The sequence below is a fragment of the Micromonospora yongxingensis genome (assembly GCF_052601155.1).
In genome coordinates this window covers 40180-58113 of record NZ_JBQXEO010000007.1, presented here as the reverse complement: position 1 = coordinate 58113, position 17934 = coordinate 40180, and the positions used below count along the sequence as shown (strand labels likewise).

The following is a 17934-nucleotide window of genomic DNA, read 5'->3' as shown; positions in this document are numbered from 1 at the left end:
ATGGGAAACTCGACGCTGATCCATCGCTTCGCCGATGCCGCCGCCGCTCACCCCGACCAACCCGCCGTGCTCGGCGACACCGGCCCGCTCGACTACGCCGGGCTCGCCGCCCTGGCCGGTGGGCACGCCGAGCTGCTGGCCTCCGCCGGCGTACGGCCCGGTGACCGGGTCGGTCTGCTGACCGCGCACGGCGCCGGCACCATCGCCGCCATCCTCGGCACACTCGCCTCCGGCGCCGCCTACGTGCCACTCGACCCCGGCTTCCCGGAGCAGCGGCTGCGGCACCTGCTCGACGGCGCCGACGTCACCGTCCTGCTCTGCGGTGGCGAGCACACCGAGCTGGCCCGGCGTCTCGCCGCCGACCGGCCCGGCCTGCGCGTCATCCCGGCCGTCGACGTACGACCCGTGCCGCTGCGACCGGTGCCGGTGGACGCGGACGCGCTCGCGTACGTGCTGTTCACCTCCGGCTCGACCGGGCGACCCAAGGCGGTCGGGCAGAGCCACCGCAACCTGACGCACGTGGTGGACAACCAGATCGCCACCCTCGACCTGCGTCCGGAGGACCGGCTCAGCCTGCTCGCCTCCTTCAGCTTCGACGCGGCCATCCCCGACCTGTACCCGGCGCTGCTCACCGGCGCCGCCGTCGTCCCGGTCGACCTGCGCCGCCACGGGCTGGCGTACGCCGCCGAGCAGTTGGCCCGCAACGGCGTCACCATCTACCACTCCACCCCGACCGTCTACCGCTACCTGCTGGAGACCCCCGGCGTCGAGCGGCTGGACCGCGTCCGGGTGGTTCTCCTCGGCGGCGAGCAGGCCGGCTACGCCGACGCCGCCCGCGCCAGGGGGCGCTTCGCGCCGGGGTGTGTCCTGGTCAACGGCTACGGGGCCACCGAGATGACCTTCGCCGCCCGGTACGCGCTGCCCCTAGCCGACGTCGACCCCGCCGCCACCGGCCCGCTGCCGATCGGCACCGCCCTGCCCGGGTACACGCTGCGGCTGGCACCGGACGGGGAAATCGTCGTGCGTGGCCAGCACCTCGCCCCCGGCTACCTCGACCAGGACAGCGACCGGTTCGGCCACGACCCCGACGGCGTGCCCGTGTACCGCACCGGCGACCTGGGCGAGCTGCTGCCCACCGGCGAGCTGCGCTGCCTCGGCCGGCTCGACCGACAGGTCAAGGTGCGCGGGTTCCGGGTCGAGCTGACCGAGATCGAGGCCGTGCTCGCCACCGAGCCGGGCATCGCCGAGGTACGCGCCATCGCCCGTGACGGCGAACTGCTCGCGTACGTCCGGCCGGCCGGGGCGCCGGTGGACCCGGCCGCGTTGCGGGCCGCCCTGGCCCGGCAACTGCCCGAGTACGCGCTGCCCCGCGCCGTGGTGCCGGTCGCCGAGTTCCCCCTGACCGTCAGCGGGAAGGTCGACGAGCGGGCGCTACCGGACCCGGCCCGGGCCGTGCCGCCCGGCGACCGGCCGGCCACGCCAACCGAGCGGGTCGTGCACGACATCTGGTGCGCCGTGCTGGGCCGGGACGCGGTCGGCCGTACCGACAGCTTCTTCGACGTCGGCGGGCAGTCCCTGCTGCTCGGTCAGGTGCAGCAGCGGCTGGCCGAACGGTTCGGTGTGTCGGTGCCGCTGCTGCGGCTCTTCGACCACCCGACGGTCGCCGCACAGGCCCGGCTGGTCGACCCGCCGACACCGGCGACGCCTGCGACCCCGCCGGTGGTCACCCCGGCCCCGACGATGCCCGCCGCGCCACCGACCGCCCCCTCCGCCACGCCGGTCGGCGCCCGCGAGTACACCGGCGACGAGATCGCCGTGGTCGGTCTCGCCGGCCGGTTCCCCGGCGCGCCGGACGTGGCCACCTACTGGTGGAACCTGTGCGCGGGAATGGACGCCATCCACGACCACACCGACGAGGAGTTGGCCGCGCTGGGCGTCGGCCCGGGGCTGCGCGCCGACCCCCGGCACGTCAAGGCGACCGGCCGGCTCGACGGTATCGCCGACTTCGACGCGGAGTTCTTCGCCTTCGGCGACCGGGAGGCCGCCCGTACCGACCCGCAGCACCGGCTGTTCCTGGAGACCGCGTGGGAGGCGCTGGAGGACGCCGGGCACGACCCGGCCCGGTTCCCCGGCCTGGTGGGCGTGTACGGCGCCACCTCCGTCAACCGCTACTTCCTGTTCCACCTCATGGACAACCCGGCCGTGGTCGGCGACGTCGACCCGGACGACTGGGAGGCCCGGCTGGTCGGCCGGCAGCTCACCGACCACCTGCCCGGCCAGGTCGCGTACCGGCTGGGTCTCACCGGGCCGGCGGTGGCGGTGCAGAGCGCCTGCTCCAGCTCGCTGGTCGCGGTGTGCCTCGCCGCGCAGAGCCTGGCCGACTACCAGTGCGACATCGCCCTGGCCGGTGGGGTGAGCGTGACCTGGCCCCGGCACCGGCACACCCCCGGCGGCCTGGCCTCACCCGACGGCCGCTGCCGGGCCTTCGACGAGGCCGCCCAGGGCGCCGGCTTCGGCTCCGGCGTCGGAGTGGTGGCACTGCGCCGGCTCGCCGACGCGCAGGCCGACGGCGACCGCGTCCTCGCGATCCTGCCCGGTTGGGCGGTCACCAACGACGGCGCCGACCGCGCCGGGTACGCCGTCCCCGGCCCGGCCGGTCAGGCCGCCGCGGTGGCCGGCGCGCTCGCCGCCGCCGAGGTCGCCCCCGGCGAGGTCCGCTTCATCGAGGCGCACGGCAGCGGCACCCCGCTCGGCGACGCCATCGAGGTGGCCGCGTTGCACGAGGTCTACCAGGGCGCGGCGCCCGCCGAGAGCTGCGCGCTCGGCTCGGTGAAGACCAGCATCGGTCATCTCGACGCCGCCGCCGGCATCGCCGGGCTCATCAAGGCGGTGCTCGCCGTGCAGCACGGCGTCATCCCGCCGAACCTGCACTTCACCCGCCCACACCCGGAGATCGACCTGGCCGCCGGCCCGTTCTACGTACCGACCAAGGTGCGGGACTGGCCGGACGCGCCGCGCCGGGTGGCCGGGGTCAGCTCGTTCGGGCTGGGCGGCACCAACGCGCACATCGTGGTGGAGCAACCGCCGCCGGCCGAGCCGGTCGACTCCGGGCCGGCCGGCGCGCAGCTGCTGCCGGTCTCGGCGCGTACCCCGGTGGCGTTGCGGGCGGCGCTGACCCGGCTGCGGCGGCACCTGGCCGGCACCGGCCCGGCGCTGGCCGAGGTCGCCGCGACGCTGGCCCTGGGCCGCCGCGAGTTCGGCTGCCGGGCCGCCGTGATCGCCACCGACGCGGCGGGGGCCGTCGCCGCACTGGACGAGCTGCTGGCCACCGACGCCCGGGTGGCCGGTCCGGCTGGAGCGTTGCGCGAGCTGGCCGCCGACTGGGTGGCCGGCCGCGACCTGGACTGGACGACGCTGCACCCGACCGGCGACATCCGGCGAACCTCGCTGCCCACCTACCCCTTCCAGCGGCAGCGGTACTGGATCGACCCCCCTCAGAAAGGTGTGCGGTGAACTGGTTCCTCTCCGCCGGCAGCCGCGATCCGGCACCGGTGACCCTGTTCTGCCTGCCCTACGCCGGCGCCGGCGCCAGCGCGTTCCGCCACTTCCCGGGGCGCTTCGGCCCGCACATCCAGGTGCTGCCGGTGCAGCTGCCCGGTCGGGAGAACCGGATCAGCGAGGACCCTCGCTTCCGGGTGCTCGACGTGGCGACCGCCATCGCCGAACGGGCTGACGGCCCGTACGCCCTGTACGGCCACTCGATGGGCGGCCGGCTCGGTTTCGAGGTGGTCCGCGAGCTGCGCCGCGCCGGGCTGCCGCTGCCCCTGCGGCTCTATGTCGGCGGCGCCCGCGCCCCGCACGTCACCGAGCCCAGCGCCTTCGACGGGCTGTCCCGCGTGGACGACGACGAACTGCTGCGCCGCCTGCGGGCGGGCGGCGGGCTGCCCGCCGGGGTGCTGGAGCATCCCGAGCTGGTGGAGCTGCTGCTGCCGCTGCTGCGGGCCGACTTCGAGCGGGTGGACGGCTACCGGTACCGGCCGGAGGAGCCGCTGCCGGTGCCGATCGTGGCGTTCAGTGGCCGTACCGACCGGGCGGTGACCCGGGAGCAGAGCGCCGCCTGGCGGGAGCACACCAGCGCTGGTTTCACCCTGCACGAGCTGGACGGTGGGCACTTCTTCCTGCACGACGCGCTACCCGAGCTGGCCGCCGCGATCCGCGCCGACCTGACCGGCGCGCTCACCGCCGAGCCGGCCGCCCACCGGCACCCGCCCGCCGCGTCGGCCCACGGGCACCGGGTGCCGCTGGGCGACACCGGCTGGTCGGTGTGGCGGGACGCCATCCTGCGCAGCACCGGCTTCCCGGCCGACGGGCTGATGACGCTCTCCGCCCCACAGGCCGCCGCGGCCGCCGACGAGTTGCTCGCCACCGGCGTCGGGGCCGAACTGTTCGACAAGGAGTTCGCCGAGGCGGTGACCACCGCCAGCCGGCGGATCACCGAGCTGGCCGCCGACCCGCTGCTGCGCGAGGCCGTCACCTGGCAGAACCGGGGCGCGTTGATCGCCCTCGACGGGCTGGCCCGTACCGGCGCGGACGCTCCTCGCAACGTCCGCAGGCGCGACCGGGAACGCGCCCTGCTGAGGTACTGGCAGCGCTACTGCGGCAAGAACGAGACCGTCGGCTTCTTCGGCCCCAGCTGCTGGGTCACCCTCGACCCGGAACTGCCGGTCGCCGCCCAGGTCCGCCCCGGCGCGGCGCTGACCCGCCGCCGCTGGGTGTGGTTCGAGTCGTGGGCGCTGACCGCGTACGCGCAGCGGATCGGCGCCGACCTCGCGGTGCGCCAGTGGTGGGCACCCCGGCTGGCGCCGCAGCTGAGCCTCACCGGCCGGGAGGTGCGCCGGCCGGGCCGACCGCCCGTGCCGTTGTCCCCGGTCGAGGCGGCGCTGCTCGCCGCCGCCGACGGTCACCGCCCGGCGCGTGACCTGGTCACCGACCCGGCCATCGGGCTGCGCCGGCCGGAGGACGGGTACGCGCTGCTCGACCGGTTGGTGGAGCGGGAGCTGGCCACCTGGGACGCCGCGCTGCCGGTGAGCCCCGCCGCCGAGCAGGTGCTGCGGCAGCGGATCACGCAGATCGGCGACGCCCCGGCCAGGGCAGCCGCCCAGGCCGGCTTCGACCGGCTCTGCGCCGCCCGGGACGCGGTGGCTGCCGCGGCCGGCGACCCGGACCGGCTGCGCGTCGCACTGGACGCACTCGACGAGACGTTCACCGACCTCACCGGGCAGCCGGCGCAGCGCCGGGCCGGGCAGATGTACGCCGGCCGGACGCTCTGCTACGAGGACACCAGCCGGGACCTGGACGTCGTCTTCGGCAAGCCGCTGCTGGACGGTGTCGCCGCGCCGCTGGCCGTGCTGCTGCGGGCCGCCCGCTGGCTGGCCGGTGCGCTCGACGAGGCGTACGGGGCGGCGTTCCGGGGCCTCTACGAGGAGCTGCGCACCGAGGCCGGCGACGCCCCGGTGGCCCTGTCCGACCTGTGGTTCCTGATGCAGGGCCTCTTCTGGGGCAGCGGGCCGCGCCCGGTCGACGCGGTGGCCGCCGAGTTCGCCGCCCGCTGGGCCGGGCTGTTCGGGCTGGCCGACCTGCCCGCGGGCAGCACCGACGTGCGGCTGGACGTGGCCGACCTCGCCGCCCGGGTCGAAGAGGTCTTCCCGACCGTCGGGCCGGGCTGGTCCAACGCTCGGCTGCACAGCCCCGACCTGCAGATCTGCGCGGCCGACGCGGACGCGCTGGCCCGCGGCGACTACACCGTCGTGCTGGGCGAGCTGCACGCCGCATGGTCGTCGTTCGACTGCCAGGTGTTCACCCCCTCGCATCCGGACGTCGAGCGGCTGCGCGACGCGCTGGCGGCCGACCTGGGCCCGCACCGCATCCGGCTGCTGTTTCCCACCGACTGGCCGCGGCGCACCAGCAGGGTCGCCGAGGCGCTGATCGGCCCGACCGACCGGCAGTTGGCCTTCGCGCCCGCGCCGAACGCCGAGCCGGAGCGGCTGCTGCCCACCGTGGCGTTGACCGTGCTGGACGAGGACGGCCGGCTGGTGGTCGCCGCCGCCGACGGGCAGCGCTGGTCGCTGACCGAGGTCTGCGCGGGCCTGCTCAGCGCGCACGCCGTGGACGGGTTCAAGCTGGTCGCGGCCGCGCCGTACACCCCTCGGATCACGCTGGACCGGTTGGTGGTGGCCCGGCAGACCTGGCGGACCACCGTCGGTGCCAGTGGCCTCTGCACGGCGACGGGGGAGAAGGCACGCTTCCTCGCCGTCCGGGACTGGCGGCGCCGGTTGGGCCTGCCGGAGCAGGTGTACGTCAAGCTCGGCACCGAGACCAAACCGTGCTTCGTCGACCTGAGCAGCCCCGCCTTCGCCAACATGTTCTGCGCGATGGTCCGGGCGGCGCGCCGTGACGGTGGCGACGACACGACGGTGGTGGTCAGTGAGATGCTGCCCACCGCGCAGGACGCCTGGGTGCCCGACGCGGCCGGCCAGCGCTACTTCAGCGAGCTGCGGCTGCACATCGTGGACGAGTCGGAGCCCGTCCGATGAGCCACCTGCTGCCCCTGGGCGACACCGGTTGGTCGGTGTGGCGCGACGTGGTGCTGCGCACCGCCGGTTTCCCGGCCGACGGGCTGGACGCCTTCACCGCACCGGACGCCGCTGCCACGGCCGACGCGTTGCTGGCCGGCGACACCACCGTCGAGCTGTTCGACAAGGCGTTCGCCGAGGCGCTCGCCGACACCTCGGCCACCGCCAACCGGATCGCCGCCGACCCGCTGCTGCGCGAGGCGGTCACCTGGCAGAACCCGGAGATGCTGATCGCCCTGGACGGGCTGTTGCGCACCGACCCGGCGGTGCGCAACGTCCGGCGGCGCAAGCGCGAGCTGAGCCTGCTGCGCTACTGGCAGCGATACTGCGGCAAGGCCGAGACGATCGGGTTCTTCGGCCCGGTCTGCTGGGGCGCCATCGACCCCACCGACCCGGCGACCCGCCTGTGGCCGGGGCCGGAACTGGTGTCCCGACGTGAGGTCCACTTCGAGGCGTGGGCGCTGATCGCGTACGCCGACCGGCTCGCCGACGACCTGGCCGTCCGCCGCTGGTGGCCGCCGGCGCTGCCGCCGCACCTGAGCGTCGTGGGCCGATGGCTGCACCGGCCGCTGCACCCGCCGGTGGAGCTGTCCGCCCTCGACGCGCGGCTGCTGGCCTCCTGCGACGGGCGTACCCCGGCCGTGCGGCTGGTCGAGCGGGTCCGCGCCGACGACGACGCCGGGCTGCGGACCGACGCCGACGGATTCCTGCTGCTCGACCGGCTGGTCGATCGCGGCCTGTTGACCTGGGACGCCGGCCTGCCGATCAGCCCTCGCGCCGAGCAGGTGCTGCGGGAACGGCTGGCCGCGATCGGCGACCCCGCCCTGCGCGCCGAGGTGACCGCCGGGTTCGAACGGCTCTGCGCGGCCTGCGACGAGGTCGCCGCGAGCGCCGGAGACCCCGACCGGCTCGGCGTCGCGCTGGCCGCCCTGAACACCGAGTTCACCGCCGTGACCGGGCGCGCCGCGACCCGGCGGGCCGGTCAGATGTACGTCGGCCGCACGATCGCCTACGAGGAGAGCGCCCGGGACCTCGCCGTCGCCGTGGGCGCCGACGTGCTCGACGCGCTCGCCGCGCCGCTGGCCGTGGTGCTCCGGGCGGCCCGCTGGCTGACCGCCGAGATCGGCGCCGCGTGTGAGCGCGTCCTCGCCGAGCTGTACGAGGAGCTGCGTACCGACGGGCCGGTGCGGCTGGCCGACGTCTGGTCGCTGGCCCAGGGGCTGCTGCTCGCCCCGGACGGGCCACTGGCCGCCGCCGGGGCCGCCTTCACCGCCCGCTGGGCCGAACTGTTCGGCCTGGCGGCACTGCCACCCGGGCGGCCCGAGCTGCGGCTGCGCAGCGAGGACCTGGCCGAACGGGCGCGCCGGCTCTTCCCGGCGGAGTCGCCCGGCTGGCCGTCGGCCCGCATCCACAGCCCCGACGTGCAGGTCAGCGCCGTCGACCTGGCCGCGCTGAACCGGGGCGAGTTCCTGCTGGTGCTCGGCGAGCTGCACCCGGCGTACGCCACCTTCGACAGCGCCGTCTTCGTGCCGTTCCACCCCGACCCGGTGGCGTTGCGCGCCGGCCTGGACGCCGACCTCGGTCCCGCCCGTCTCCGGGTGCTCTACCCGGACGGCTTTCCCCGGGTCACCACCCGCACCACCCACGGCCTGACCGGCCCCGCCGATCGGCAGCTCGGCATCGACACCGCCCGGGGCGGCGAGGTCGACCGGCTGGTCCCGGCGACCGGGGTACGGGTCGTGCCCGACGGCGACCGTTTGGCGGCGGTGCTGCCCGACGGCAGCCGCTGGCCGCTCATGGAGGTCTTCGCCAACCTGCTCGGCTCGCTGCTGCTGGACGCGTTCAAGCTGCTCGACCCGGCGCCGCACACGCCGAGGATCACCATCGACCGGTTGGTCGTGGCCCGACGCACCTGGCGGACCACGGTCGGCCAGAGCGGCCTGGCCGGGGTGAGCGGGGAGGCGGAGCGGTTCCTCGCGGTGCGCCGGTGGCGAGCGCGGCTCGGCCTGCCCGAGCGGGCGTTCGTGAAGGTCGGCACCGAGGTCAAGCCCTGCTACGTCGACCTGACCGGCCCGCTCTACGCCCAGTCGCTGTGCGCGATGGTCGACGCCGCCGCCCGCAGCGGGCCCGACGTGACGCTCGTGGTCAGCGAGCTGCTGCCGGCACCGACCGACAGCTGGGTGACCGACGCGTCGGGCCGCGCCTACGTCAGCGAGCTGCGCCTGCAGATCACCGATCCGAGCAGCTACCCCGGGGGGAACGGGTGACCGACATCCTGTCCATCAGCGCCGTGCGGGGCGAGCCTCTGCCCTGGCCGGACGCGACGATCGCCGAGCTGGTGGTGGCGCAGGCCGCCCGCACCCCGGACGCGGTGGCGGTGCGCCAGTGGGACCGCCGGCTCAGCTACGCCGAGCTGCTGTCCCTGGCCGCCGGCGTGGCCGCCGCGCTGCGCGCCCGGGGCGTCGGCCGGCAGACCCGGGTGGGGGTGTGTGGCGCCCGCAGGCCCGAGCTGGTCGCCACCGTGCTGGGGGTGTTGCTGGCCGGCGGCTGCTACGTGCCGCTGGAGCCGGGCGGCCCGCGTCGGCGGTTGCGCGGGATCGCCGCCGACGCGGGCGTGTCCCTGGTGGTCGGCGACGCCGCCGAGGCGGAGTTCGGCGACGCGCCCGGCGTGGAGGCGGTCGGGCTGCCCGGCCCGGGTATCCTCGCGCCCTGCCCGGCCCGCCCGGGTGACCCGGCGTACGTGCTGTTCACGTCGGGTTCGACCGGCCGGCCCAAGGGGGTGCTGACCAGCCACCGCAACGTTGTCGAGTTCGTGACCGGCGTGGTCGCGCTCACCGGAGCCGACGCCGGCGTACGCACTCTCGGCATCGCCTCGCTGGGCTTCGACGCGGCCACCATGGACCTGTTCGTGCCGCTGCTGCTCGGCGGCTCCGTGCAGTTGCTCGCCGTCGAGGACCGCTCCGACCCGGTCCGGCTTGCCCGGTTCATCGCCGAGCACGAGGTCAACTGGGGCTTCATCACGCCCACCGTGCTGTCCATGTTGGACCCCGCGGAGCTGCCCGGTTGGCGCACGGTGTTGTGCGGTGGCGAGGTGGTGCCGGCCGCGCTCGCCACCCGCTGGGCACCCGGCCGGCGTTTCCTCAACGGCTACGGCCCCACCGAGACGACGGTGCTGGCGGTCAGCGGCCCGTTGAGCGCCACCGAGACCGACCCGGTGCCGATCGGCCGGCCACTGCCCAACCACCGGGCGTACGTGGTGGACGCCGAGCTGGACCCGGTGCCACCGGGCGAGACCGGTGAGCTGCTGATCGGCGGCCCAGGGCTGGCCGACGGCTACCTGGGTCGGCCGGCGCTGACGGCCGAGCGGTTCGTTCCGGACCCGTTCTCCGGGCTACCGGGCGAGCGGTTGTACCGCACCGGCGACCTGGTGCGCCACGACCCGGACGGCCGGATCGTCTACCTCGGCCGGGCCGACCGGCAGGTCAAGATCCGTGGGCAGCGCATCGAGCTGGGCGAGGTGGAGGCGGTGCTCGCCGACCTGCCCGGAGTGACCGGGGTCGCGGTCGAGGCGGTGCCCGGCCCGGCCGGCGTCGAGCTGGTCGCGTTCCTCAGCCCCGCGGACGCGCCCGACGACGCCCGGCTGCGCGCGTACGCCGGCAGTCGGCTGACCGCGGCGATGCTGCCGGCCCGGGTGCTGCGCTGCGCCGCGCTGCCGGTCAGCCCGGTCAGCGGCAAGCTGGACCGGCCGGCGCTGCGCGCGTTGGCCGCCGCCCGCCCCACCGCCGACGCTGCCACCCCCGCAGGCGGGTCGGCCGTGCCGGACGGGTCCGTGGCGGCGGCGGTGGCCGGCATCTGGACCCGGCTGCTCGGCACGGCACCCGAGCCGGAGACCGACTTCCTCGCCGCCGGGGGCAACTCCATCGCGGCGATGCGCCTGGTCGCGGCACTCCGCGCCGAGCTGGGCCGACAGGTCGACACCCGCGAGGTGTTCACCCAGCGCACCTTCGGCCGGCTGGCCGAGCGGGTGGCCGCCGCTCCGGTCGGCGCCGACGGATTGAGCACCGGCAACCCGCCCACCCTCTCCCCGCCGCAGCGTCGACTCTGGTTCGTCGACCAGCTCGCGCCGTCGAGCGCGCCGTACAACATCGCGGTGGCGCACCGCCTGCACGGCCCGCTGGACACGGCCGCGCTCGGCGTGGCGCTGCGGGCCGTCGCCGAGCGGCACGACGTGCTGCGCTGGCGGATCCCGCAGACCGCCGGGGTGCCGTACGCGGTCTGCGCCGAGCCGACCGACGTGGCGGTGCCGGTGGTGGACCTGACCGGCAGCGCCGAGCCGGAGGCGGAGCTGGCCCGGATGCTCGCCGCCGGCGCCGCGCACCCCTTCGACCTGGCCACCGGGCCGCCCTGGCAGGTGACCGTCTACCGGCTCGGTCCGGCCGAGCACGTGCTGGCCGCGACCTGGCACCACGCCGTCTTCGACGGTTGGTCCGAGCGGGTCTGCTACGAGGACCTGGCCGCCGGTTACGCCCGGGCGGTGGCCGGGCAGCCGCCGTCGCTGCCGGAGCTGCCCGCCCGCTACGCCGACTACGCGGTGTGGCGTGCCGAACGGGACCGGCTGCGCGGCGCGACCGACCTGGCCTGGTGGACCGCGCACCTGGACGGCGTACCGACCGTGCTGGACCTGCCCAGGGACCGGCCCCGGCCGGCCGTGCAGACCTATGCCGGGGCGGAGGCGGCCGTCCGGCTGCCGGCCGACACCGACCGCGCGGTGCGCGAGCTGGCCGAGCGGCGCGGCACCACCGTCGCCGCGGTGCTGCTGGCCGCCTTCGGTGAGCTGATCGCGCGGCTCACCGGCGGCGACGACCACGTGCTCGGCGCGATCGTCGCCGACCGTCGGCTGGCCGCCTTCGACGACGTGATCGGCTTCTTCATCGACACGGTTCCGGTGCGGGTCCGTACCGGCGGTGCGAGCTTCGCCGAGCTGGTCGACCGGTGTGCCGGGGAGCTGCACGAGGCCACCGCCCATCCCGGGGCGCCGCTGGAACGCGTCGTCGAGGCGCTGGGCGTCGGCCGGGACACCGCCCGCGCGCCGCTGGTGCAGGTGCTGTTCAACGTGCTCAACTTCGCGCCACCCCGGCTGACCCTGACCGGTCTGACGGCCGAGCCGGTGCCGGTGCCCAAGCCGGGCTCACCGTTCGACATCACCGTCTACGTGGTGCAGCCCGACGGGCGTACCGGCGTGGAGGTGGTCTACAACCCGGACCTGTTCGACGCCGGACGCATCGACGACCTGCTCGCCGACCTGGCCGAGCTGGTGGGCGCGCTGGCCGCCGCACCGGACGCCCCGGCCCGCGAGGTGGCCGCCGCGCTGCCCCGCCCCACCGTGCGGGTGCCGCAGCTCGGCGCGATGACGGTGGCCGGTGGCGACGCGGTCGGCCCCCCGGCGGGGTTGATGCCCGCCGGTCCGGACGGGCTCACCGAGACCGAGGAGCTGATCGCCGGGATCTGGCGGGAGGTGCTGGAGCGCGACCAGGTCGGGGTGACCGACAACTTCTTCGACATCGGCGGGCACTCCCTCGCGCTCGCCGCCGTGCACGCCCGGCTGACCGCCGCGACCGGTCGGTCCATCAAGATGCTCGACCTGTTCCGCCATCCGACCGTCCGGGCGCTCGCCGCCAGCCTCGACGGCGCGGCCGACCGGCCGGAGCTGGCCCGGGCCGCCCTGCGCGCCGCCGCCCGCCGCAGCCGTACCCGCCGTATCCCTCCCCGCCGCCCCGGCGGCACCGCGTGACGAAGGACAGCCTGATGAGCAATCCGACCACAGTCGACCTACCCGACGACGCCTCCGAGCTGCCCCACGAGGGCATCGAACCGATCGCGATCGTCGGCCTGGCCGCGCGCCTGCCCGGCGCGGCCGACGTGCACGAGTTCTGGCGCAACCTCGTCGACGGGGTGGAGTCGGTCACCGAGCTGACCCGGGAGGAACAGCTGGCCCGGGGCGCGAGGATCGAGGAGGTCGACGACCCGGGCTGGGTCAACCGCGCCCCGCTGGTCGACGGCTACGACGAGTTCGACGCCACCCTGTTCGGGATGACCGCCCGGGAGGCCGAGCTGACCGATCCGCAGCACCGGCTGTTCCTGGAGTCCTGCCACACGGCGCTGGAGGACGCCGGCTACGACCCGGCACGCTACGACGGCGCCGTCGGCGTGTACGCGGGCACCGGCGGCAACACGTACCTGCACCGCAACGTGCTGCGCAACCGGCGGGTCGGCGGCAACCCGCACGGCGCGGTCTCCATCGCCACCGGCAACTCGCCGAACTACGTGGCCACGAACGTGTCGTACCGGCTGGACCTGCGCGGGCCGAGCATGACCGTGCACACCGCCTGTTCCACCTCGCTGGTGGCGTTCCACCTGGCCTGCGAGGCGCTGCGCAACGGCGAGTGCGACATGGCCCTCGCCGGTGGTGTGAACATCGAGCTGCCGCACGTCGGCTACCTCGGCATGGACGGCTTCACCTCACCCGACGGCCGGTGCCGCCCGTTCGACGCCGACGCCAACGGCACGGTGTGGGGCAGCGGCGTCGGGGTGACCCTGCTCAAGCGGCTCTCCGACGCGATCGCCGACGGGGACGCCATCCGCGCCGTGGTGCTCGGCAACGCCATCAACAACGACGGCGCGGGCAAGGTGGGTTTCACCGCGCCGAGCGTCGACGGGCAGGTGGCCGCGATCGCCCAGGCCGTCGCGATGGCCGACGTCGACCCGCGCACCATCAGCTACGTCGAGGCGCACGGCACCGGCACGGCGATGGGCGACCCGATCGAGGTGGCCGCGCTGTCCGCCGTGTACACCCGGGACACCGACGATCGGGGCTGGTGCGGCATCGGCTCGGTGAAGTCGAACATCGGCCACCTCAGCCAGCCCTCCGGCATCGTCAGCGTGATCAAGACGGTGCTGGCGATGGAGCACGGGCTGATCCCGCCGACGATCAACTTCGAGACGCCGAATCCGGCTGTGGAGTTCGCCGACACCCCGTTCTACGTGGCGAACACCCTCACCAAGTGGGACGCCGACGGTGGGCCGCGCCGGGCCGGGGTCAGCTCGTTCGGCATCGGCGGCACCAACGCGCACGTGGTGCTGGAGGAGGCGCCGGCGGCGTACCGCACCGAGCGGCGGGTGCGGCCGGCGCACCTGCTCCAGGTCAGCGCGGCCACCCCGAGCGCCCTGGACGCCGCGGTGCAGCGCCTCGCCGCCCACCTGGACGGCACGGCCGACGCCGGGCCCGCGGACCTCGCCGACGTCGCGCACACCCTGCTCGTCGGCCGTCGCGCCCACCCGCACCGCCGCGCCGTGGTGGCCACCGACATCCCGACGGCCGTCACGGCCCTGCGCGCCCCGGTGCGCGGACCACGCGGACCGCAACCATTGACCACCAGTCCCGCCCCGACAGTGGCGTTCCTCTTCTCCGGCCAGGGCGCCCAGTACGCCGGGATGGGCGCACAGCTCTACGCCGAGCAGCCCCGTTTCGCGGCGGCCGTCGACGAGTGCGCCGAGCTGCTCCGCCCCCACCTGGGCCTGGACCTGCGCGACCTGATCCTCGGCCGGGACCCGGCGGCGGGGGAGAAGCTCACCGAGACCCGCTACACCCAGCCGGCGCTGTTCACCGTCGAGTACGCCCTCGCCGTGCTCTGGCAGGCCACCGGAGTCCGCCCGGCCGCGATGATCGGCCACTCCATCGGCGAGTACGTCGCGGCCACCGTGGCCGGTGTGCTGACCCTGCCGGACGCGCTGCGGGTGGTCGCCGCCCGGGGCCGGCTGATGCAGTCGCTGCCCGCCGGGTCGATGCTCGCCGTCGCGTTGGACGAGGCGGTCGTCGCCGAGTTGCTGCCCGAGGGGCTCTCCGTGGCCACGGTCAACGGCCCGGGCACCTGCGTGGTGGCCGGCGAGACGGCGGCCGTCGAGGCGTTCGCCGCGACGCTGAAGGGCAAGTCGAAGGTCCTGCGCACCTCCCACGCGTTCCACTCGCCGATGATGGAGCCGATCCTCGCCGAGTTCACGGCGCTGATGGGCACGGTGCCGCTGCATCCGCCGAGGGTGCCGTTCCTGTCGAACGTCACCGGCACCTGGATCACCGCCGAGCAGGCCACCGATCCGGCGTACTGGGCGGGGCACCTGCGCCGGCCGGTCCGCTTCGGCGACTGCGTGGCCACCCTGCTCGCCACGGGCACGTGGCAGCTCGTCGAGTGCGGCCCCGGGCGGCAACTGGCCAACCTGGCCCGGATGCAGGTCGCGAAGGGTACGCCGGAGCAGCGCCCGCTCACCCCGCTGGGCAGCCTGCCCGCCGCCGGGGAGAGCACCGGAGACCTGGCCACCCTGCTCGGCACCGCCGGCGCGCTGTGGTGCGCCGGCCTGCCGGTGCGCGTCGACGCCGACCCGACCGCCCGGCGGGTGCCGCTACCCACCTACCCGTTCGAACGCCGCCGGTACTGGATCGACCCGGACCCGGTGCAGCCGGCCACCGCCGCCGAGGTGGAGTCCGGGCCGCGACCGCTGTCCGAGTGGTTCGCGGTGCCGGTCTGGCGGCAGGCCGCGTCGCTGCCGCCGGCCGGGCCGCTGGGGCGTTGCCTGGTGCTGACCGCGGGTCCGCGCGGCGACGCGTTGGTCGCCGGCCTGCGGTCCGCCGGCGCCGAGCCGGTGCCGGTACGCCCCGGCGACTCCTTCGCCGCCGCTGACGGTGGCTACCGCCTGCGCCCCGGCGTACGCGCCGACCACGACGCGCTGGCCGCCGCGCTCACCGCCGACGGCGTGCCGCCGACCCGGCTCGTGCACGCGTTCACCCTGGACGGCGCGCCCACCGGCACCGACATCGCGGCCACCTGGGCCGCACAGGAGCTGGGATTCTTCAGCGCCCTGCACCTGGTGCAGTCGTTCGCCGGCGCCGGGCTGACCGGGGAGGAGGGCGACCTCGCCCTGGATCTGGTGACCGCCGGCACCGCCGACGTACGCGGCGACGACCTGCGCCGCCCGGAGCACGCCACCCTCGCCGGGTTGGCCCGGGTGCTCCCCGCCGAGCTGCCCGGGCTCACCGTCCGGCTGGTCGACGCGGACCCGACCGGCGACGACACCGGGGCGCTGGTCGCCGAGCTGCGCCGCCCCCGGGAGCCCGAGGTGGCCCTGCGTGGCGGCCGCCGCTGGGTGGCCGACGTCGAGCAGGTGACGATCGACGCCGAGGGGGAGCCGGGCGCGTTGCGCGACGGCGGCCGGTACGTGATCACCGGCGGTCTCGGCGGCATCGGCATCACCCTGGCCGAGGACTTCGCCACCCGGGCCCGGGCGAAGCTGGTGCTGCTGGCCCGGTCCGGGCTGCCGGAGCGCGACCGGTGGGACGACCACCTCGCCGTGCACGGCGACGACCGGGCCGGTCGGGCCATCGCGGCGATCCGGCGGATGGAGGCGGCCGGGGCCGAGGTGCTGGTGCTCGCCGCCGACGTCACCGACCCGACCGACCTGCGCCGGGTCCGCGACGCAGCGACGGCGGCGTACGGCGGCGTCGACGGCATCGTGCACGCGGCCGGCCTGCCGGGCGGCGGGATGGCCGAGGTCAAGGAGCGGGCCCAGGCCGAGCGGGTGCTCGCCCCGAAGCTCGCCGGCACGCTCGCCCTCGCCCAGGTCTTCGGTGACCTGCCGCTGGACTTCGTGGTGCTCTGCTCGTCCATCACGGCGGTGGTCGGCGGCTTCGGGCAGGTCGACTACTGCGCGGCCAACGCGTTCCTGGACGCGCACGCCCGCTCCGGCGCGGGTTGGCGTGCCCCGGTGCTGTCGCAGAACTGGGGCGGCTGGGCCGAGGTGGGCATGGCGGTGGAGACGACGGCGCCGGCCGGGTTCCGGGCCGCCGGCCGCGACACGGTGACCAGCGGGCTCGACCACCCGGTGCTCACCACGAAGGTCACCGGGCCGGCGCAGACGGTGCTGCACGGGCTGGTGTCCGCCAGCACCCACTGGCTGCTCGACGAGCACCGGATCGGCGGCGTGCCGGTGGTGCCGGGCACCGCCCACCTGGAGTCGGTGCGGGCCGCGGTGGCCGCCGCACTGCCCGCCCCGGGGCCGGGCGCGGCCGTCGAGCTGCGTGACGTGGTGTTCCTGGAGCCGTTCGCGGTGCCCGAGGGCACCGTCGCCCAGTACCGGGTGGAGCTGACGCCGGCCGAGGACGGCGGCACCGACTTCGCCGTGCGGAGCCTCGCCGGCGGCCGGTTGCGTACCCATGTGCGCGGCGCGGCCGGCTGGACCGCCGAACCGGCCCCGCCGGCCCGGCCGGTGACCCCGGCCGGGCGGCGGGTGGACGACGACGCGTCGTTCGGCCGGGGACGGACCAGCATGCTCTCCTTCGGCCCGCGCTGGGCCGCGCTGGGCGAGCACCACCTGGCCGACGGCCTCGAAGTCGCGGTGGTCGAGGCGCCCGCCGCGGCCGTCGGTGACCTGCCCGCCTGGGGCCTGCACCCCGCCCTGCTGGACGTGGCGACCGCGTTCGGCCGGGGTCAGGGCAGTGGCACCTACCTGCCGCTGTCGTACGGCCGGATCGTGGTGCGCGGGCCGCTGCCGGCCCGGTTCACCAGTGAGCTTCGGCACCGGGCCGGCGGCACGGACGAGGTGGTCACCGCCGACCTGTCGCTGCGCGACCCGGACGGCCGGGAGCTCGTCGCGATCAGCGAGTTCGTGCTGCGCCGGGTCGACCAGGGTGCCGTCACCGGTGGCCTCACCGAGGCGTCCACCGTGGAGGCCGCCCCGCCGGCCACCACCGAGGACATCCGGCCGGTGGACGGTGCGGAGGCGTTCCGCCGCAGTCTCACCGCCGGCCTCGGTGCCCAGGTGGTCATCGCGACCCGCACGGTCGACGACATCCGGCGCCGGGCCGGCCGGGTCACCACCGACAACCTCACCGGGGACGACGTGGTCTCCGGTCCCGCCCCTTCCGGCCCGGGGGTCGGCGGCGCCGCACCGGGCACCGAGCTGGAGATGACCATCGCCCGGGTCTGGCAGGACGGGCTCGGGGTGGCCGAGGTCGGCGTGGACGACGACTTCTTCGCCCTGGGCGGCAACTCCCTGGTCGCGGTGCAGCTGATCGCGGCGATGCGCAGGGCGACCGGCGTGAAGCTGCCGATGCGCAGCCTCTTCGAGACCCCCACCGTGGCCGGGCTGGCCGCCCGGATCGAGGACATGCGCGCCACCACCACCGACGAGCCGGCCAGCCCGGCGCAGATCCCCGCCATTCCGCGACTGCCCCGCGCGTGACGAGAAATCAGGA

5 protein-coding genes are annotated in these 17934 nt (G+C 75.8%); all 5 read left to right on the top strand.

From position 1 onward, the window contains the following. From ACTWLT_RS11255 to ACTWLT_RS11235, 5 genes are read left to right on the top strand one after another with little or no spacing between them, the layout of a single operon-like run. Complete coding sequence (locus tag ACTWLT_RS11255; RefSeq protein WP_445318298.1) at positions 1 to 3513, top strand: AMP-binding protein; 3513 nt, start codon at positions 1 to 3, stop codon at positions 3511 to 3513. After that, complete coding sequence (locus ACTWLT_RS11250; protein WP_445318297.1) at positions 3510 to 6593, top strand: thioesterase domain-containing protein; 3084 nt, start codon at positions 3510 to 3512, stop codon at positions 6591 to 6593. Before ACTWLT_RS11255 ends, ACTWLT_RS11250 begins: the two co-directional genes overlap by 4 nt. Further along, a complete protein-coding gene (locus ACTWLT_RS11245; RefSeq protein ID WP_445318296.1) occupies positions 6590 to 8899 on the top strand; it encodes a lantibiotic dehydratase in 2310 nt (769 codons plus the stop codon). The genes ACTWLT_RS11250 and ACTWLT_RS11245 overlap by 4 nt, the downstream gene beginning before the upstream one ends. Continuing rightward, on the top strand, positions 8896 to 12423 hold the full coding sequence (locus ACTWLT_RS11240) for a non-ribosomal peptide synthetase (protein WP_445318295.1): 3528 nt from the start codon (positions 8896 to 8898) through the stop codon (positions 12421 to 12423). Before ACTWLT_RS11245 ends, ACTWLT_RS11240 begins: the two co-directional genes overlap by 4 nt. Before the next feature lie 14 nt (positions 12424 to 12437). Then, entirely contained in the window at positions 12438 to 17921 is a 5484-nt protein-coding gene (locus ACTWLT_RS11235; RefSeq protein ID WP_445318294.1) for a type I polyketide synthase, read from the top strand. The last annotated feature ends 13 nt before the right edge of the window (positions 17922 to 17934 follow it).

Coding starts and splice junctions, on each gene's coding strand:
- ACTWLT_RS11255 (WP_445318298.1), top strand. CDS start 1: ATGGGAAACTCGACGCTGATCCATCGCTTCGCCGATGCCGCCGCCGCT.
- ACTWLT_RS11245 (WP_445318296.1), top strand. CDS start 6,590: ATGAGCCACCTGCTGCCCCTGGGCGACACCGGTTGGTCGGTGTGGCGC.
- ACTWLT_RS11235 (WP_445318294.1), top strand. CDS start 12,438: ATGAGCAATCCGACCACAGTCGACCTACCCGACGACGCCTCCGAGCTG.